The sequence below is a fragment of the Streptomyces caelestis genome (genome assembly GCF_014205255.1).
GTDB classification, from domain to species: Bacteria; Actinomycetota; Actinomycetes; order Streptomycetales; family Streptomycetaceae; genus Streptomyces; species Streptomyces caelestis.
Map to the genome: position 1 here is coordinate 7,828,597 of NZ_JACHNE010000001.1, position 20,488 is coordinate 7,849,084.

The 20,488-nt window shown below is 71.2% G+C and carries 8 protein-coding genes; all 8 read left to right on the plus strand.

Features of this window, described 5'->3' with window-relative positions:
- The first annotated feature begins 230 nt into the window (after window positions 1-230).
- The 8 genes from HDA41_RS35595 to HDA41_RS35630 all read left to right on the plus strand — a co-directional run bounded on the left by HDA41_RS35595 (window position 231) and on the right by HDA41_RS35630 (window position 20,415).
- Window positions 231-1,586: a lysine N(6)-hydroxylase/L-ornithine N(5)-oxygenase family protein gene (locus HDA41_RS35595; protein WP_184991368.1), complete on the plus strand. Its 1,356-nt coding sequence runs from the start codon at window positions 231-233 to the stop codon at window positions 1,584-1,586.
- 139 nt (window positions 1,587-1,725) lie between these two features.
- Window positions 1,726-2,784: a FecCD family ABC transporter permease gene (locus HDA41_RS35600; protein WP_184991370.1), complete on the plus strand. Its 1,059-nt coding sequence runs from the start codon at window positions 1,726-1,728 to the stop codon at window positions 2,782-2,784.
- On the plus strand, window positions 2,781-3,842 hold the full coding sequence (locus HDA41_RS35605; RefSeq protein WP_184991372.1) for a FecCD family ABC transporter permease: 1,062 nt from the start codon (window positions 2,781-2,783) through the stop codon (window positions 3,840-3,842). Before HDA41_RS35600 ends, HDA41_RS35605 begins: the two co-directional genes overlap by 4 nt.
- 38 nt (window positions 3,843-3,880) lie before the next feature.
- Entirely contained in the window at window positions 3,881-4,720 is an 840-nt protein-coding gene (locus tag HDA41_RS35610) for an ABC transporter ATP-binding protein (RefSeq protein ID WP_184991374.1), read from the plus strand.
- Window positions 4,721-4,834: 114 nt separating this feature from the next.
- On the plus strand, window positions 4,835-5,893 hold the full coding sequence (locus HDA41_RS35615) for an iron-siderophore ABC transporter substrate-binding protein (RefSeq protein ID WP_184991376.1): 1,059 nt from the start codon (window positions 4,835-4,837) through the stop codon (window positions 5,891-5,893).
- A 46-nt stretch (window positions 5,894-5,939) separates the two neighbouring features.
- Window positions 5,940-7,727, plus strand: a complete 1,788-nt coding sequence (locus tag HDA41_RS35620; RefSeq protein WP_184991378.1) for an ABC transporter ATP-binding protein — start codon at window positions 5,940-5,942, stop codon at window positions 7,725-7,727.
- Window positions 7,728-7,787: 60 nt separating this feature from the next.
- Window positions 7,788-18,728, plus strand: a complete 10,941-nt coding sequence (locus HDA41_RS35625; RefSeq protein WP_184991380.1) for a non-ribosomal peptide synthetase — start codon at window positions 7,788-7,790, stop codon at window positions 18,726-18,728.
- On the plus strand, window positions 18,715-20,415 hold the full coding sequence (locus tag HDA41_RS35630) for an ABC transporter ATP-binding protein (protein ID WP_184991382.1): 1,701 nt from the start codon (window positions 18,715-18,717) through the stop codon (window positions 20,413-20,415). Before HDA41_RS35625 ends, HDA41_RS35630 begins: the two co-directional genes overlap by 14 nt.
- Window positions 20,416-20,488: the final 73 nt, after the last annotated feature.

Here is a 20,488-nt window from a genome sequence, read left to right on the forward strand (position 1 = left end):
CCAGTAAAGCAAGGCTTACCTAAGTGGTCAACGGGGCTGCCCTGCGCATGTGTTGACGGTCGCCCGGCCCTGTGTGTGCCCGTTTTGCCTATGGACAGCTTCACAGGATGAGCTTAGCCTTACCTAAGTTTTGGGTGGTGCCTCCCGGCGTGCCCGACTTCCGTACTTCCCGATGCTCGACCGACGGCTGCCCGCTCTGAAGGGTCGCCGCACCGCACGATGGGAGTGACATGGCACAGGCTCGTCCTGGCGACGCCCCTTTGATCCACGACCTCATTGGCATCGGCTTCGGGCCGTCCAACGTGGCCATGGCGATCGCGCTCAGCGAGCACAACGCACGCGCCGGTGAGGAGGGAGCGGTCTCCGCTCACTTCTTCGAGCAGCAGCCGCGCTTCGGCTGGCACCGAGGCATGCTCATCGACGACGCGACCATGCAGGTGTCCTTCCTCAAGGACCTGGTGACGCTCCGGAACCCCGCCAGCGAGTACAGCTTCCTGTGCTACCTCAAGAGCAAGGGACGGCTGATCGACTTCATCAACCACAAGAACCTCTTCCCGCTGCGGGTCGAGTTCCACGACTACTTCGAGTGGGCCGCGGGCCAGGTCGACGACATGGTCTCCTACGGCCACGAGGTCGTCGGCGTCATGCCCGTCGTGCGCGACGGCGCCGTGGAACACCTGGACGTCACGGTCCGTTCGGGGGAGGGCCTGGAGGTCCACCGGGCCCGCAACCTCGTCCTCGGCACCGGTCTGCGCCCCCTCATGCCGGAAGGTGTGGAGCGCAGCGACCGCGTCTGGCACAACTCCGAACTGCTCGGCCGTGTCGACGCGTTGGAGGGCACCTCGCCCTCCCGGTTCGTCGTCGTGGGCGCCGGGCAGAGCGCCGCCGAGAACGTGGCCTACCTGCACCGCCGCTTCCCCGAGGCCGAGGTCTGCGCGGTCTTCTCCCGCTACGGCTACAGCCCCGCCGACGACAGTGCCTTCGCCAACCGGATCTTCGACCCCGAGGCCGTCGACGAGTTCTTCGCCGCGCCGGAGAGCGTCAAACGCCGGCTGATGGACTACCACGGCAACACCAACTACTCCGTGGTGGACATCGACCTCATCGACGACCTGTACCGGCAGATGTACCAGGAGAAGGTCCTCGGCACCGAGCGCCTGCGCTTCCTCAACGTCTCCCGGCTCACCGGTGTCACGGAGACGCCGGACACGGTCAGGGCCACCGTCACCTCCCTCGTCACAGGCGAGGAGACCGTCCTGGACGCCGACGTCGTGGTGTTCGCCACCGGTTACAGCCCCGCCGACCCTGTCGGTCTGCTCGGCGAGGTGGCCGACCGCTGCCTCCGTGACGACGAGGGCCGCGTCCGGGTCGAGCGCGACTACCGCATCGCGACGGAGCCAGGCCTGCACTGCGGCATCTACCTCCAGGGCGGCACCGAGCACACGCACGGCATCACCTCGTCCCTGTTGTCCAACACCGCCATCAGGGTCGGGGACATCCTCGACTCGCTGCTCGACCGGGGCCGCAAGTCCGCCTCCGACGAGGCCCGGACGGTCGCCGACGGAACCGGCAGCGCCGCGCGTTAGCTCCGCTGGTGAGGCCGTATTGCCACTGCGGGCCGAGTGCGGCTGGTCGCGCCCGCGCGGCGGAGCCGCATATCGAGACGGCCCGCGCCCCTTTGGGGCGCTGCCGTTCCCGTAGATCAAAGGGATAACGTACGTCGACATGGGCACGATCGCAGCGGAGCGCCCCGCGTCACAGGTCACAACTCACCTCCGTCGGCGGCGAGTTGTGGGCCTTGGCGCGCTGGTGCTGATCCTCGTGGCCGCGGGAGCGGTGTCGTTGGCCGTCGGTGCGCGCGCGTTGAGTCCCGGCGAGGTGTGGCACGGGCTGTTCGCGGCACCGGAGTCCGACCAGCGGCTCACCGAGATCAGGCTCATCGTGGAGACCGTGCGGGTGCCCCGGACGGTGCTCGCGATCGTCGCGGGCGTCGCCCTCGGGGTCGGCGGGGCGCTGATCCAGGGGTACACGCGCAACCCGATCGCCGACACCGGCCTGCTGGGCGTGAACTCCGGAGCCTCGTTCACCGTGGTGACGGTGATCGCCGTGTTCGGGCTCACCGATCCGTTCCAGTACATCTGGTTCGCCTTCCTGGGCGCGGCGGTCGCCGGTGTCGTGGTGTTCGGCGTTGCGAGCATCGGCCGCGGTGCCGGGAACCCGCTGACGCTCGCCCTGGCCGGGCAGGGAGTCACGGTGTTCCTCGCGGCGATGACCACGGCGATCGCGCTGTCGGATCAGAAGTCGCTGAACGCGCTGCGCTTTTGGAACGCGGGCTCCGTGGCCGGCGTCGGATTCGGCGTCATCTGGCCGGTGACCGGATTCATCGCGGCCGGACTCGTGCTGGCACTGATCACGCTGCCGGCCCTCAACCTGCTCAACCTGGGTGACGACGTGGCGCGCGGGCTCGGGGTGAACATCGCACTGAGCCGGACCATCGGCATCACCGCCATCACCCTGCTGGCGGGCGCCGCGACGGCCGCGTGCGGGCCCATCGCGTTCCTCGGGCTCATGGTGGCCCACGTGGCCCGGTACCTGACCGGGCCCGACTACCGCTGGCTGGTGCCGTACGCGGGTCTGCTCGGTGCCGTCGTCCTGCTGGTCTGCGACATCGTCGGGCGCCTGGTGGTGCGGCCGAGCGAGCTGGACGCGGGTGTCGTCGTCGCTCTGCTGGGCGCCCCGTTCTTCGCGGCCCTGGTGTGGCGCGGAAAGTTCAAGAACGCATGAACAGGACAGACGTGAAGCCGTCGGTGGCGCCGGGCGTGCGGCTCGGCCAAGTGTCGTTCGTGTGGCGGCCGTGGATCGTGAGCGTCTCGCTGCTGCTCGCGGCGGCGACGTTCCTGGTGTTCTGCCTGTCCATCGGCGTCGGCGACTTCCCTATCGGACTGCCCCAGGTGATCGCCACGATCTTCGGCCGGGGTGAGCAGGTCGACGAGTTCGTGATCATGGATCTGCGGATGCCGCGGGCCCTGGCCGGGGTCGTCGTGGGCATCGCGCTCGGGGTGTCCGGGGCGCTCACGCAGTCCATCGCCCGCAATCCGCTGGCCAGCCCGGACGTCCTGGGGATCACGAACGGCGCCGGCACGGTCGCGGTGTTCCTGGTGACGGTGTCGGGCGGGACGGCCGCGGCGATCGTCAACTCCGTGGGCCTGTCGGCGGCGGCGCTCCTGGGCGGTCTCGGCACGGGCCTGCTGGTCTACTTCCTCGCCTGGCGGCGCGGGATCGACGGCCTCCGGCTCATCCTCATCGGCATCTCGGTGAGTGCCGTGATGGAAGCCCTCACGACCTGGCTGCTGGTCACGGCCGACATCAGGGACGTGGCCCAGGCCCAGGCATGGCTGGTCGGCTCGCTGGACGACCGGTCGTGGGACGAGGTCCAGGTGGCCGTCTGGGGCACTCTCGTCCTCCTGGTCGTCGTGACAACCGCCGCGTTCCAGTTCAAGCCGATGCATCTCGGTGACGACATCGCCGCCGGCCTGGGGGTCCGTCATTCTGCCGTGCGGGCGGTCCTCCTGCTGTGCGCGGTGCTGCTGGCCGGCGTGGCGGTGAGCGCGGCGGGGCCGGTCCCGTTCGTGGCGCTGGTGGCCCCGCAGGTGGCGATGCGCCTGGCGCGGTGCCCGACACCGCCCCTGGTGGCCTCCGCGCTGGTCGGTGCCCTGCTGCTCACCGGCTCGGACCTGATCGCCCGCGCGGCACTGCCCGTCGGTCTCCCGGTCGGCGTGGTCACCGCGGCGATCGGCGGCCCCTTCCTCGTCTATCTGCTGGTACGGGCGAACCGCAGATAGCTGGTACAAAGTCAGGCGAGCCTAAGTAAGGGGGCCTTGTGGTCACTCAGTCCGTCACCGGGGTCGAGTCGAAGTCCGATCACGCCTCACGGCTGGCAGCCAGGGGCGTCACCGTCGGATACGGCGCCCGGACCGTCATCGACGATCTCGACGTGGCGATACCCCCCGGGGTCGTCACCACCATCATCGGCCCCAACGGCTGTGGAAAATCGACCCTGTTGCGGACCCTGTCCCGGCTGCTCAAGCCGTCCAAGGGGACGGTCGTGCTGGACGGCGACGACATCGCCCGGCTCAGGACCAGGGACGTGGCGCGGAAACTCGGCCTGCTGCCGCAGGCGCCGGTCGCGCCCGAAGGGCTGACGGTGGCCGACCTGGTCGCCAGGGGCCGCCATCCGCACCAGAGCTGGCTGCGGCAGTGGTCCTCGGACGACGCCGACGTGGTGGAGCGCGCCCTGGCCATGACCGGGGTGTCCGACCTGGCCGACCGCCCGGTCGACGCGCTGTCCGGCGGGCAGCGGCAGCGCGTCTGGATCTCGATGACCCTGGCCCAGGGCACCGACCTGCTGCTGCTGGACGAGCCGACCACCTACCTCGACCTGGCGCACGCGATGGACGTACTCGATCTGGTCGACGATCTGCACGAGTCCGGATGCACCGTGGTGATGGTGCTGCACGACCTCAACCTGGCCGCGCGCTACAGCGACAACCTCATCGTGATGCGGGCGGGGTCGATCCTGGCGCAGGGTCATCCCCGTGACGTGCTGACCGCCGAGCTGCTGCACGAGGCGTTCGGACTGCACGCCAAGGTCATCGACGACCCGGTGGGTGACCGGCCGCTCATCGTCCCGATCGGTCGCACGCACGTCCAACTCGACTAGTCCGCCATAAAGTTAGCCAAGTAAGGCTAGGCTTACCTTACTGCCTTGCGATATGTTTTGCCTGCCCTTACCCGGGGGCGTAGTGGACAGTGCGAAAAGCAAGGGGAATTCCGGATGCTCCTCCACAGAACGACGCGCAGGACGCCATGGCGGCGGGTCGCGGCACTCCTCTCCGCCGCGACGCTCGGCGTCGGCCTCCTCGCGGGGTGCGGTTCCGAGTCGGACTCGGCGGACAAGGGCAGCGACAACACCTCCACCGCCGCGGCCGGTACCTTCCCGGTCACCGTGGAGCACGCGTTCGGCACCACCAAGGTCGCCGAGGCCCCGAAGCGGGTCGTCACCGTCGGCTACACCGACGACCAGACCGTCCTGGCGTTCGGCATCAAGCCGGTCGGCATGACCGACCAGTACCCGAACCCGGCGGGCCAGAGCCCCGACATCAACACCCAGTGGCCCTGGGTGAAGGACAAGTGGGGCGGCGCCTTGCCCGAGGTCATCATGAAGAACGGTGACACCGGCCCCAACTACGAGAAGATCGCCGCCCTGCGCCCGGACCTGATCATCGCGGTCTACTCCGAGATCGACCAGGCCGGCTACGACAAGCTCTCCAAGATCGCACCGACGGTGGCCCGCACCAAGGCCGAGAAGGAGCCGTTCAGCGCCCCCTGGCAGGACAACGCCCTGCACATCGCCAAGGCACTCGGCAAGGCCGAGGAGGGCGAGAAGATGGTGCAGGACATCCAGGGCAAGCTCGACGCGGCCAAGAAGGCGAACCCCGAACTCGCGAAGCAGACCGCCGTCGTCCTGTCCTGGTACGAGAACTCGGTGGCGCCGTTCACCTCCACCGATGTGCGCGGCCGGCTCGTGACGGGTATCGGCTTCACGTACCAGACCGAGATCGACAAGGTCGCCGACGGCAGCTTCTACACCAAGCTCTCGCCCGAGCGCGTCGACCTGGTCGACGTCGACCGCATCTTCGTGATCAACGACAAGGCCGACACGGCGGCCCTGAAGAAGTTCAAGCTGTTCGCCAACCTCGACGCGGTGAAGAAGGGCAACGTGTCCTACCTGCTGGACAGCGAGGGCCCGGCGGTCGGCGCGGCCATCTCCCAGGGCACCCTGCTGTCCATGCCGTACGCCGTCGACGAGCTCGTGAAGTCGGTGGCCGAGTAGCGATGCCGGTCACCAAGTCCTGTCCCCTGCCCGCCCGGGTCGCGGTGTGAGCGCGACCGCCACCCGCCCCGCCCCGGCGACCCTGCACACGGCGACCGGACGCGAGGCCTCCCGATGGGTCGCGGCGCACTGCCGCGAGGTGCCCTGGCTGTCGGCGGCCACCGTGCTCACCACGGTGGCCGGCGCGGCGCTCCAGGTGCTCCCGGTGCTGCTGCTCGGCCGGGTGGTCGACGGCGTGGTCGAGGGTGAGTCGCGCTCGGTCCTGGTCACCATCGGGGTGCTGATCGGGGCCGCCGCGCTGCTCGGCGCGGCGGCCACCGCGGTGTCGACCTACCTGATCGGCCGGCTGGGCGCCGACCTGCTCGCGCGGCTGCGGGAAGGAGCCGTCCGGGCGGTGCTGGGAATGCCGAGCGCCCGCGTCGAACAGGTCGGCCGGGGAGACGTGCTCTCCAGGGTCGGCGACGACGTGGCCGTCATCTCCAAGGGCATCCGTACGGCCATCCCCACGGTGTTCTCGGCCGGAGTGCTGGTCACCATCGCCACGTTCGGCATGTTCGGGCTGGACTGGCGGCTCGGACTGGCGGGCGCCGGCGCGCTGCCCGCGTACGCGCTCGCCCTGCGCTGGTACCTCCCGCGCTCCGCGCCGCTCTACCGGAAGCAGCGGGTGGCCCAGGCCGACCGCGCGCAGGCGTTGATCAGCGGTCTGAACGGGATCGACACGGTCCGGGCGTACCGCCTGGAGGGCGCCTTCCGCGAGAAGGTCACCAGCGAGTCCTGGCGGGTGCGCGACCTCGGTATCGAGGTGTTCCGGTTCTTCGGCAGGTTCGTCGGCCGGGAGAACCGCGCCGAGTTCATCGGGCTGGTCCTGATCATCGTGGTGGGGTACGCCCTGCTGGAGGCCGACGCCGCCAGCCTGGGCGAGGTGTCGGCGGCCCCGCTGCTGTTCCACCGGCTGTTCGGCCCGCTGGGCCTCATCATGTTCACCTTCGACGAGGCGCAGAAGTCGGGCGCGAGCCTGACCCGGCTGGTCGGCGTGCTCGGGGAGGCCGGTGAGGGCCGGCTGGTGGGTGACCCGGCCGTCGCGCCGGCCGACGCCGAGCCGTTGCCGGTGACGGTGCGGGGGCTGACGTTCCGTTATCCCGACGCCGAGGAACCGGTGCTGAGGGACGTCGATCTGACCATCCCGGCCGGTGGTTCGCTCGCGCTGGTGGGCGCCACGGGTGCGGGCAAGACGACCCTGGCCGCGCTGATCGCGGGCATCGGAGAGCCCGAGTCCGGGTCGGTGCGGATCGGCGCGACCGACCTGGCGGGTCTGGACGAGGCCGGGGCGCGGGCCCTGGTGAGCATCCTGACGCAGGAGACGCACGTGTTCTCCGGCCCGCTCGCCGACGACCTGCGGCTGTCCGCGCCCGGGGCGACCGACGCCGAACTGACGGACGCACTGCGCACGGTCGGCGCCGACGCCTGGGTCCAGGCGCTGCCCGAGGGGCTCAACACCAGGGTCGGCGAGGGCGGTGAGCGACTGGACGTCACCAAGGTCGCCCAGATCGCCCTGGCCCGGCTGGTGCTGGCCCGCTCGCCCGTGGTGGTGCTCGACGAGTCCACCGCGGAGGCCGGCAGCGAGGGCGCCGCCGAGCTGGAACGCGCGGTCGTGGCCGCGTGCGCGGGCCGGACCACCCTGTTCGTGGCGCACCGGCTGACCCAGGCGATGGCGGCGGACCGGATCGCCGTGCTGGACGCGGGCCGCGTCGTCGAGCAGGGCACACACGACGAGTTGGTGGCTCTGGGCGGCCGGTACGCCCGGCTGTGGCAGGCATGGCGCGAGGGTAGTTAGGCAAGCCCGAGTCGGGCTGGGCTTGATTTCTGGTTTCCTTGAAAGGGTGCTGAGTCTTCGATGATGGAACCGAGCGCTCGTCTCGTACGGCTTTCTCCCGCACGCCTGGCCGACGTACGCCGGCGGACCGGCGACCACTCCGACAGGACCATCATTGAAGCGTGCGCCATCGGGTTGTCGTACTGGACGACGGGCCGCAGCCCCGACGGCATCGACCTCACCCCCGGCACCCTGTTCGCCGATGTCCTCGGATGGGTCGACAACGGCGGGGCCGGGCCCGGTGACTGGGAGGTCGGCGCGGACGGCCGCACCATCACCCTCCCCGACGGTGTCGAGCCGGCCGAGGCGCAGCTCGCGCTGGACGACCTGGCCGACTTTCCGGACCGGCCCCTCGGCACCATCGGCCCGTCCAGCCTGGCCGCGAGACTCGACGTCCTGGCCCGCTGGAACGACACCGAGACCGACCGCGTCCGCCCGACGATCGTCGAGATGTTCCGCGAGCAGGCGCGGACCCGGCCGGACGCCGTCGCCATCGTCGACGAGCACCGGTCGCTGACCTACCGTCAAGCCGCCGCATACTCCAGCCAGCTGGCCCACCATCTGGTCGAACGCGGCCTCGGCCACGAACAGGTCGTCGGCATCTCACTGGGCCGCTCCGCCGACATGGTGATCGGCCTGCTCGCCGTGCTCCAGGCGGGATGCGCGTTCGTGCCGCTCGATCCGCAGTGGCCCGCCGCGCGCCGGGCCGTCGTCATCGAGGACGCCCGGGTCGTCGTACAGCTCAACGACTCGGGCGAGCACGACCCGGCCGAACCACCGGCCGTGGCCGTCGACCTCGACGACTGGCGCCACGGATCCCACCCCACCGAGGGGACCGGCATCATCGTCCACGGCGACGCCCTCGCCTACGTCATCTTCACGTCCGGCTCCACCGGACGGCCCAAGGGCGCCATGATCCGCCACGAGGCGATCAGCGAGCGCCTGCTGTGGCAGGTGAACGAGATCCTGGGCTTCGGCCACGACGACGCCTCGCTGTTCAAGGCGCCGTTGTCCTTCGACATCTCCATCAACGAGATATTCCTGCCGCTGGTGTCCGGCGCCCGGCTCGTGGTGCTGCGGCCCGGCGGCGAACGCGACCCGCACCACCTGCTGAGCGTCATCGCCGAACACCGCGTCACCTTCACGTATTTGGTGTCGTCCATGCTGGACGTCCTGCTGGAGATCGCCGGCGACTCCGGCCGGCTGGACAGCCTCAGGCACGTGTGGTGCGGCGGCGAGGTGCTGACCCCCGAGCTGTACGAGCGGTTCCGCACCAAGCTCGACATCCCCATGTACCACGGCTACGGCCCCGCCGAGACGACCATCGGCGTCTCGCACGTCATCTACCGGGGAGCCGCGGAACGCCTGTCGACCTCCATCGGCAAGGCCAACCCCAACACCCAGCTGTACGTCCTGGACGAGGAACTGCGCCCGGTCCCCGTCGGCGTCGGCGGCGAACTGTACGTGGGCGGCTTCCTCCTGGGCCGCGGCTACGTCAACGCGCCCGGTCTGACGGCCTCCCGGTTCGTCGCCAACCCCTTCGCGAACGACGGCTCCCGCCTCTACCGCACCGGTGACCTCGCCCGGTTCGCCCCGGACGGATCGCTGGACTTCCTCGGCCGCGCCGACAACCAGATCAAGATCCGCGGTATGCGGCTGGAGATCGAGGACGTCGAGGTCGGCCTCGCCGAGCACCCCGGCGTACGGCACACCTGTGTCGTCGCGCGGAAGAACGCGGCGGGCGGCACCTACCTGGTGGGCTACGTCATCCCGGCGGCAGGCAGTGAGGACCTGCGGGCGGACGAGGTCAAGGCGTGGGCCGCCGAGCACATGGTCGAGTACATGGTGCCCGCCCACATCGTCGTGATGACTCAGTTCCCGCTCACCGCCAACGGCAAGCTCGACCGCAACGCCCTGCCGGAGCCCACGATCGGCACGGGCACCCTCGTACGGCCCACCACCGACGACGAGCGCGCGGTCTGCGCGGCCGTCGCGGCGGTGCTGCGGCTCGAAGAGGTCGGTGTCGACCAGGACTTCTTCCAGCTCGGCGGCGACAGCATCCTGGCGATCTCGCTGCTGACCGCGCTGCGCGACGCGGGCCTCTACGTCACGGCACGGCAGATCTTCACCCACAGCACCGTCGGGGCCCTGGCCGCGGTCGCGAGCCGGGAGGACGTCTCCACGGTCGACCACCGCGATGTCGCGACCGGGTCCGTCGTGGGATCGCCCATCGTGCAGTGGCTCGGCGAGACCACCGACGCGATCGACGGCTTCGTGCAGTCCGTCGTGCTCAACGCCCCGCCGGATCTGACCGCCGGCGCTCTCGACGAGATCCTCACCGCCGTGGTCCGCAGGCACGACATGCTGCGCGCCAGGCTGGTGCGCGCAGGCCGCTGGAGCTTCGACATCCCGGAGCCGGACCAGGCTGTCGTCGGGTGGCAGGAGAGCGACGGGCCGCTCGACGCGTGCGTCGCACTCGCCACCGACGCCCTGGACCCCGACGACGGTGTGATGCTCCGAGCCGTGTGGCGCCGTGCGGCAGGGCAGCTGGTCCTGGTCGCCCATCACGTGGTGATCGACGGCGTGTCCTGGCGGATCCTGCTGGACGACCTGGCCACCGCCTGGCGGCAGTTCACCTCGGGCACCCCCATCGAGCTGCCCCCGGTGGGCACGTCCTTCCGGCGCTGGACGCAACTGCTGGAGCGCGCGGCGTTCGACGCGGACAGTTCCTCCTACTGGCGGCCCCTGCCGGGCGAGGACCAGCCGGTGGGCAGGCGCGCGCTGTCCGAAGCCGACACCGTCGCCACGGAGCGACTGCGGACCGTCTCGGCCGGCCCCGAGATCACGGCCGCGCTGCTCGGCGAGATCCCCGCGAAGTTCCACGCGGGCGTCAACGACGTCCTGCTGACCGGGCTCGCCGTCGCCCTCGCCCGCTGGCGCCGCGACCTGGGACAGGACCAGACCTTCGCGCACATCGAACTGGAGGGCCACGGCCGCGAAGGACAGTTCGTGGCCCCCTCCGCCGGCTTCGAGCCCGAACTGTCGCGGACCGTCGGCTGGTTCACCACCCTCTTCCCGGTCACCGTCGACCCCGGCCCCGCGGCCGACTTCACCGCATCCGACTACCTGACCGCCGCCCTCAAGGCCGTCAAGGAAGACCTCGCCCGGGTGCCGGACAACGGCGTCTCCTACGGTGCCCTGCGGTACCTGACCGACACCGAGTTCGACGCCCCCGCACCGCAGGTGCTCTTCAACTACCTGGGCCGCTTCGCCGCCGGCGAGCCCGGAGACTGGCGACTCGCGCAGACGACCGGCCAGTTGGGCGAGAAGCGCGACCCGCGGATGCGGCTGCCGCGTGCCCTGGAGTTCAACGCGATCGCCGAACCGGCCGCGACCGGCGAGTACGACCTGGTCACCACCATCTCCTGGCCCGACGGCATGTTCACCGACGAGGACATCGCCGCCATCGGCGCGTACTTCCGGGACGCCCTGGCCGGGCTGGCCGCACTCGACCCGCGGGGCGGCCACTCGCCCAGCGACTTCGGCCTGGTGCCGCTGACCCAGGCCGACGTCGACGCCCTGGACGGCCCGGCGCTGCTGGACGTCCTGCCGCTGACGCCGCTGCAGGAAGGCCTGTACTTCCACTCCGTCTTCGACGACGACTCGGCCGGCGCCTACGTCGAACAGCAACTGCTCACCCTGGACGGCGAGGTGGACGCCGACCGGCTCGCGGCGGCGGCCACCCGGCTGCTCGCGCTGTACCCGAACCTGGCCGCACGTTTCGTGGCCCTCGCCGACGGCCGTGTGGTCTCCGTACTGGAAAGCGGTGTCGAGGCGCCCTTCACCACCCTGGACCGCCCCGGCATCACCGACGCCGAGCTGCGCGACCTGGCCGAACGGGACCGCCGCGCCGGATTCGACCTGGCGGCCGGCCCGTTGATGCGGTACACCCTCGTCCGCGGCGGCCCGGGCCGCGACGTCCTCGTGCAGACCGTGCACCACATCATCGCCGACGGCTGGTCGGTGCCGCCGATGCTCCGCGCACTGCTCGCCGAGTACCACGCGCCGGGGACCGTCTACCCGATCGGCGGCTTCTCCGACTACGTACGCCGGCTCGCCGGGCGCGACGCCGACGAGAGCGACCGGGCGTGGCGCGAGCAGCTCGCGGACCTGCCCGGCCCGTCGCTGGTCGCCGAGGGACACACCCCGTCCGACCGGTTCGCCGACACCGCCGTGCGGCCGGAGCACGACATCGACGCGGCCGCACGGTCCGCCGGCGTGCCGCTGAGCGTGGCCGTGCACAGCGCCTGGGCGGTGACGCTGGGCGGCATCCTGCAGGGCGGGGACGTGGTCTTCGGCTCCACCGTGTCCGGGCGGGACGCGGACCTGCCCGGCATCGAGGACATGGTGGGCCTGTTCATCAACACGATCCCCGTACGCGTCCGTTGGAGCGGCACCACCACCGCGCGGGACCTCCTCGCCTCGGTGCGCGAACACCAGGGCGCCGTCCTGCCGCACCAGCATGTCTCACTGGCCAGGATCGGCCGCCAGGCCGACGCCGGCTCCCTGTTCGACACCCTGGTCGTGTTCGACGTCGCGACCGACGTGGACGGACTGCGACGGCCCGGCGACACACTGGTCGTCACCGACCTCGTCAACGAGGGCGCACCCCATTACCCGTTGACGCTGGTCGTGGAACGCGCACTCGACGGCCGTCCGCGCTTCAACCTGATCTACGACGGAGAGCTGCTGCGGGAGACCACCGCCCAGGCGATCCTGCGCACGTTCACCTCGACCCTCACCGCCCTGCTCACCCGACCGGACACCCTGGTCGACGACGTGGCCTCCGAGGGCGACCGGCGCCCCGCGCGCATCACCCCGACGACCCTGGGCGGCCTGTTCGACGCCGCCGCGCGGCGCGACCCGGCCGCCACCGCCGTCACCCAGTGCGGCCTCGACGGCGGTACCCGGTCCCTGACGTACGGCGAACTCGCGAACGCCAAGTGCGAGTTGGCCGCCGCTCTGCGCGCGGCCGGTGTCGGCCCCGGCCGGCGGGTCGCCGTCGCCGTCCCGCGGTCCGTCGAGCAGGTCGTCGCCCTGGTCGCGATCGTCGGCGCGGGCGGCGCGTACGTACCGCTGGACCTGGCCTACCCGGACGAACGGCTGGAGTACATCCTCGCCGACGCCGCTCCGCAGGTGGTCCTCGTGGATCGCGAGCAGCGGGACCGCTTCACGGAACTGCTGGCCCGTACGGGTCTGCGGGCCCGCGTGCTCGTCCAGGGCGACGAGCTGCCCCAGGCCACGACCGCGCCGGGCCCCGAGGCCAGTTGGCACGACCCCGCATACGTGATCTACACGTCCGGATCGACCGGCCGGCCCAAGGGCGTCGTCGTCCCGCACTCCAGCGTGGTGACGCTGCTCGCCAACGCCCAGCCCGACATGGACTTCGGCCCGCACGACGTCTGGGTCCAGTTCCACTCCTTCTCCTTCGACTTCGCGGTCTGGGAGCTGTGGGGCGCGCTGGCGTACGGCGGTGAACTGCTGGTGCCCGAGTACGGGCTGACCCGTTCCCCGGTCGACTTCCACCGGCTGGTCCGCGAGCGCGGGGTGACCGTGCTCAACCAGACGCCATCCGCCTTCTACCAGTTCATCGAGGCCGACCGGCACGCCGGCGAGCCCCTGCCCGCCCTGCGCCGCGTCATCTTCGGCGGCGAGGCGCTGGATCTCGGGCGGCTGCGCGGCTGGGTCGAGCGGCACGGCACCGGCTCGCCCGAGCTGGTCAACATGTACGGCATCACCGAGACCACCGTCCACGTCACCCACCGCCTGCTGACGGAGGAGGACTTCGGCCCCGGTGACGACGTCAGCCCGATCGGCGGCCCCCTACCCGGCCTGGTCGCCTACCTCCTCGACGACCGCCTCCGGCCGGTGCCGCCGGGCCGGGTGGGCGCCATCTACGTCGCCGGCGACCAGGTGTCGCTCGGCTACCTGGGCAGGCCCGGCCTCACCGCGAGCCGGTTCGTCGCGAACCCCTTCGCAGGCGACGGCTCCCGCATGTACCACACGGGCGACCTCGCCCGCCGCACCCTCGACGGCGAGCTGGAGTTCGCCGGCCGCGCCGACGACCAGGTCCAGCTCAAGGGCTTCCGCATCGAGCTGGGCGAGGTGGAGTCCGCGATCCGGGAGCTCGACGGTGTGATCGACGTGGCCGCGACGGTGGCGGAGAGCGGTGATCATCTCGTGGCGCACGTGGTGGGCCGGGTGCCGGGGGACTTCGCCGAGCGACTGGCCGCGAAGCTGCCCGTGCACATGGTCCCGGGCCGGGTGCTCACGATCGACGCCCTACCGCTGACGGTCAACGGCAAGCTGGACCGCAAGGCGCTGGTGGAACGCGCCCAAAGGGGCGCGGGGCTGTATCAATCTGCGGCTCCGCCGCGGGGCGCGACAAGCCACGACGCGCCCGCAGACGAAACCACCGCGGTGGCCGCACTCATCAAGATCTTCACAGAGACGCTGTCCAGCTCGGAGGTGACCGCCGACACCGACTTCTTCCACGCCGGAGGCGACAGCATCATCGCCATCACGGTCGTCAACCGCGCCCGGGCACTCGGCCTGCCGATCGCGCCCCGGGACGTGTTCCTGCACAAGACCCCCCGCGCACTCGCCGAGCACCTGACGACGAGCACACCACAGGCGGCCGTTTCCATCCATCGCGAGGACGGCCCGCTCACCCCCACGCCGATCATCCTGCGCCAACGCGAACTCGGCGGCTCCCTCGCCCGGTTCGCCCAGGCCAGAACACTGGCGGTCCCCGAGAGCAGCTCCTTCGCCGACGTCGAACGAGCAGCCAACGCCGTAGTCGCCGCACACCCGACCCTGCGACTGCGACTCCGCACCGAACACGGCGTATGGACCCTCCGCACCGAACCCGCCCGCGACACCACCGTGGTACGCCCGGACACCACCGACGCGACGGCCGTCGCGAACGAGGCCGCCGGACGGCTCGACCCCGAGGCCGGGGACGTCATCGCCTTCGCGTGGCTGGAGGCGAGCCGCACCCTCGTGGTCACCGTCCACCACCTCGCCGTCGACTCGGTGTCCTGGCTGATCCTGCTGGACGACCTGGCCACGGCCCTGCGCGGCGAGCCCCTGGCCCCGCCGACCACGTCCTACGCCGAGTACGCCGAAGCACTGACCCTCCAGTCGGCCCAGGCCGTCGAGGACCTAGGACACTGGGTCACCACGCTCAAGGCGCCTCCACTCCTCTCCGCTGTCCGAGAGTTGCGGCAGACCACGGTCGTGCTCGCCCCCGACGTGAGCGACCGCCTGACACGCACCGCCCCCGCCGCACTCGGCGTCGGCCTCACCGAGCTGCTGTGCGGCGCCCTGCGCACCGCGCTGACCCACATCCAGCCCTCGCCCACCGACCTCGCGATCGAGCTGGAACGGCACGGCCGCGTCCCGGCGCTGGAACACCACGACTACACCCGTACCGTCGGCTGGTTCACCTCCATCGCGCCCGTACGGCTCACCGCGCACACCGACCCCGTCGCAGCCGCGCGGGAAGTCGCCGAACGCCAGCCGGACGAGCGCGCCCACGTCGCCTACGGACAACTCAGGTATCTCAACCCGCAGACAACCCCCCTGCTCGACACCACCCGCCCGCAGGTGCTGTTCAACTACCTCGGCCGGGGCAGCGAGTCCCAGGCGCTGCACCTCACCGGCGGCGACCAGGGCAGCCCGTACGCCGTCGAGGTCAACGCCTGGGCCGACGAGGCCACCGGCAGCCTGCTCGCCGAGTTCACCCTGGCCGACGGCATACCCGACGAGCTCACCGAGCACTGGCGGGGCGCGCTCCAGCGCATCGCGGACGCCGCCACCACGGCCGAGCGCACCGCACCGGTCACCCCGCTCCAGCGGGGCCTGTTCTTCCAGGCCCAGATGGCGGGCTCGGCCGGGCACTACGTGGCGCAGAGCTGGTTCACGTTCGACCGACGCCTGGACACCGGCGCGCTGGCCGAGGCGATGGCGTACGTGATCGCCCGGCACCCGGTCGTGGGCGCCGGCTTCACGACCGACTCCGACGGCAACCCGGTCCAGGTCCTCAAGGCCGGCCGGCGGGTCGGCGTCCGCACGGTCGAGCTGTCGACTGACGCCGAGGTCGACGCCCTGCGGGCCCGGGACCGCGACACGGGGTTCGACCCGGGTGAGCCACCGCTGATCCGGCTGACCGTGGTGCGCCTGCCCGGCGACCGTGACGGCCTGCTGCTCAGCTACCACCTGCTGCTGTGGGACGGCTGGTCCCGCGAGATCATGCTGCGGGACCTGTTCGACGCCTACGAGGCCGCCGTCGCGGGCGAGCCCCTCGACGCGGTCCCCACCACGCCCAGCTTCGAGGACTACGCCCGGGCGCTCGACGCCAAGGACTCCGCCGTCTCGGAACGCTTCTGGGCGGAGCACCTGGCCGGACTGCCCGGCCCCACCCTGCTCGCCGGCCCGACGCCGTCCTTCTCGGACGACCTGCCGCGCGCGCTCGTGCACACGCTGTCCGCCGAACAGTCCGACCTGCTGCGGGAAGCGGCCCGGACGCACGGCGTCACCCTGAACTCGGTACTGACCGGCGCGTTCGGTCTCCTGCTCGGCGCCCACACGGGCCGCAGTGACGCCGTGTTCGGCGTGACCGTCTCCGGCCGGGAGGGCGAGGGACTGTCCGACATCGTCGGCGTGCTGCTGAACACCGTGCCCCTGTGGACGCGGCCCCGGCCGGACGACACGGTCCGCGACTACCTCTCGGCCGTGCAGACGGCCAGGGTCGGGGCGATGGAGCACGAGCACCTGGGGCTCGGCGAGATTCAGCGGGCCAGTGGCCACGACACCCTGTTCGACAACCTGTTCGTCCTCCAGAACTTCCTGGACATGGACGCCTTCGCCGAGATGAACGCCCGGCACGGCATCACCTCGGTGCAGGCCGACGACTCCACCCACTATCCGTTCACCTGGGTGGTCACGCCCGGCGACCGGCTCACCGTCAAGCTGGAGTACCGCGACCAGAACACCGGGAACGCCCGTCGTCTCCTCGACGACTACCTGCGCGTGCTGGAGGACCTGGCCCGGTCGTCCGGCCCGGTGGGCGCGCTGCGGGGCATGGGTCCGGAGCCCTCGCGGGGCGAGCGCACGGACGTCGGCACGGACACCGTCGTCGACCGGTTCGACCAGGCGACGGACCGCGCACCGGAGCGGGTCGCGCTCGTCGCCCACGGTGCGAGGATGACGTTCGCCGAACTCCGGGACCGCAGCCGCGCGGTGGCCGGCGTGCTGGCGCGGCGGGGCATCGGCCCCGAGACGAACGTGGGGCTCGCGATCCCGCGCTCCCTCGACTCGATCGTGGCGCTGTTCGCCGTGCTGCGGGTCGGTGCCGCGTACGTGCCGCTGGAGCTGGACCACCCGGACGAGCGGATCGCCGCGATCGTCGAGGACGCGCGCCCGGAGGTGATCCTCACCGTGAGCGCCGTGTCGCCCCGGCTGACCTCGCTGAACGGCGACCTGATCGAGCTGGACCGCCCGCTGCCCGAGGCCGAGCCGTACGTGACGTTCGCACCGGACGACCCGGACCGCCTGCGGCACCCCGCGTACACGATCTACACCTCGGGATCCACCGGCAAGCCCAAGGGCGTGGTGACCGAGTACGCCGGACTCACCAACATGCTGGTCAACCATCAGCGCCGGATCTTCGAACCGGTGCTGGCGGAACACGGCCACCGGATCTTCCGCATCGCGCACACCGTGTCGTTCGCGTTCGACATGTCCTGGGAGGAGCTGCTGTGGCTCGCCGACGGGCATGAAGTGCACGTCTGCGACGAGGAGTTGCGCCGCGACGCGCCCCGGCTGGTCGAGTACTGCCTGGAGCACGGGATCGACGTCGTCAACGTGACACCGACCTACGCGCAGCAGCTCGTCGCCGAGGGCCTGCTCGACGACCCGGACCGCCGGCCGCCGCTGGTGCTGCTCGGCGGCGAGGCCGTCACCCCGACACTGTGGCAGCGGCTCGCCGAGACCGAGGGAACGGTCGGCTACAACCTCTACGGACCCACCGAGTACACCATCAACACCCTCGGCGTCGGCACCTTCGAGTGCCAGGACCCGGTGGTGGGCGTTGCGATCGACAACACCGACGTCTACGTCCTGGACCCCTGGCTGCGGCCCCTGCCGGACGGCGTCCCCGGTGAGCTGTACGTGTCCGGCATCGGCATCGCGCGCGGCTACCTCGGGCAGCCCGCCCAGACCGCGCACCGCTTCGTCGCCTGCCCCTTCGGGGAACCCGGCGAGCGCATGTACCGCACCGGGGACCTGGTGGTCCGCCGGCCCGACGGCAACCTGATGTACCTGGGCCGCACCGACCAGCAGGTCAAGATCCGAGGGCACCGCGTCGAACTCGGCGAGGTGGAGGCCGCGTTCGCGGCGCACCCGGCGGTGCGGTTCACCGCCGCGGTCGCCCAGCCCGACCCGCAGGTCGACGGCTCGTACCGGCTGGCCGCCTATCTGGTCCTGGACGGGGCGGAGTTGGCGACGGTGGCGGCCGACGTCGGCGCCGGACTGCCGGACTTCCTTCGCCCCACGCACTACGGCCAGGTCGACAGCATCCCGCTGACGGTGAACGGGAAGGCTGACACCAAGGCGCTGCCGGAGGCCAAGCCGCTGGGTGCGCTGACCACGGCGGGGGAGCGGGGACCCGCTACCGAGACCGAGACCGTGGTGTGCGAGTACTTCGCCGAGGCACTGGACCTGGACGACGACGAGGTGAGCGCGGTGAGCGACTTCGTGTCCCTCGGAGGACACTCCATGCTGGCGGTGCGGCTGATCGGGCTGCTCCGCCGCGAGTACGGTCCAGTGATCACGATCCGTGATCTGTTCGCCCTGCGCACCCCGGAAGCGATTGCCCGCCACCTCGATGAAAACTCCTGACACGCAGCGGCCCCGCTCGGGGTCCGACATCCTCCGCACCGCCCTGCGCCGCAACGTCGGCGCCATGGCCGGCGGCACCTTCCTCATGGGCATGTACCAGGCGGGAGAGACCGCCTTCCCCATCGCGCTCGGCCTGATCGTCGAGCACACGATGCGGGACCGGAGCCTCGGCGCGCTCGGCCTCTCGATCGCCGTGCTGGCCGTGATCATCACGACCGTCTCGCTGTCGTGGCGGTTCGGGATGCGCATCCTTCAGAAGGCCAACACGACGGAGGCGCACCGCTGGCGCGTGAGGGTCGCGGCCTGCGGCCTGAAGCCGGTGGCCAGGGACGTCGACCTGAAGTCCGGCGAGGTGCTGACCATCGCCACCGAGGACGCCGACCAGACCGCCGACATCATCGAGGTGGTGCCGCTGCTGATCAGCTCGCTGGTCGCGGTCGTGGTCGCGGCGGTCGCGCTGGGCCTGGCCGACATCCGGCTCGGCCTGCTGGTGATCGTGGGAACCGTCGCGATCCTGTCGTGCCTGAGCGTGCTGTCCAAGCGGATCGGCACCAGCACCCAGGAACAGCAGGCCCGGGTGGCGCGGGCGGGCGCGAAGGTCGCCGACCTGATCACCGGCCTGCGCCCGCTGCACGGCTTCGGCGGCAACCACGCGGCGTTCCGCTCCTATCGTGAGGTCAGTACGGAGGCGAAGGTCCAGGCGATCACCGTCGCCAAGGTGAACGGCGCGTACGCGGGCACCGCGCTGGCCCTCAACGCGGTCCTCGCCGGGGCTGTGACGCTGACGGCGGGCTGGCTGGCGTTCGACGGCCGGATCAGCATCGGCGAACTGGTCATGGCCGTGGGGCTGGCGCAGTTCATCATGGAACCGCTCAAGCTGTTCTCGGAGATGCCCAAGTACGTGATGATGGCGCGCGCCTCGGCCGAGCGCATGGCGCTGGTGCTGACCGCGCCGCCGGTGATGACGCCGGGATCCGAACGCCCGGCCGAGAACGCGGACGTGGAGGTCGACTGCCTCCGGTACGGAACCCTGCGCAAGCTGAAGTTCCAGGTGTCAGCGGGGGAGTTCGTGGCGATCGCCGCCTACCAGCCGCGCGCGGCCGCCGACCTCGCGTCGATCCTGGCCGTGAACGTCCCGCCCGGCGCGTACGAGGGAACGGTGCGGGTCGGCGGGCGGGACCTCGCGGACCTGTCGGTCGAGGCGGTCCGCGAACACGTGCTGGTGAACCCCTACGACGCGGAGATCTTCGCGGGGACGCTCCGCTCGAACATCGACCCGTCGCGCACCAGCGGCATGGTCCCCGAGGCCGTCGAGGCGTCCATGCTGACCGACGTCGTCGCCCTCCACCGCGAAGGCCTCGACTACGGCGTCCGCGACCGCGGCGCCAACCTCTCGGGGGGACAGCGCCAACGGCTCTCCCTGGCCCGCGCCCTGGCCGCCGACAGCGACGTCCTCGTGCTGCACGATCCGACGACGGCCGTCGACGCGGTCACGGAACAGCTCATCGCACGCAACGTCGCGAAACTGCGCCGGGGCCGCACCACCATCGTCCTCACCAGCAGCCCGGCCCTCCTGGACGCCGCCGACCGGGTCCTGGTCGTGGACGACGGGGTCGTCACGGCCGAGGACACCCACCGGAACCTGCTGGCTACGGACGAGAACTACTGCTCGGCGGTGGCGCGGTAACGCGCCCCGCCGAGGGGCGCGGGGCTGTTTCTCGATGTGCGGCTCCGCCGCGCGGGCGCGCTCAATCCCACCG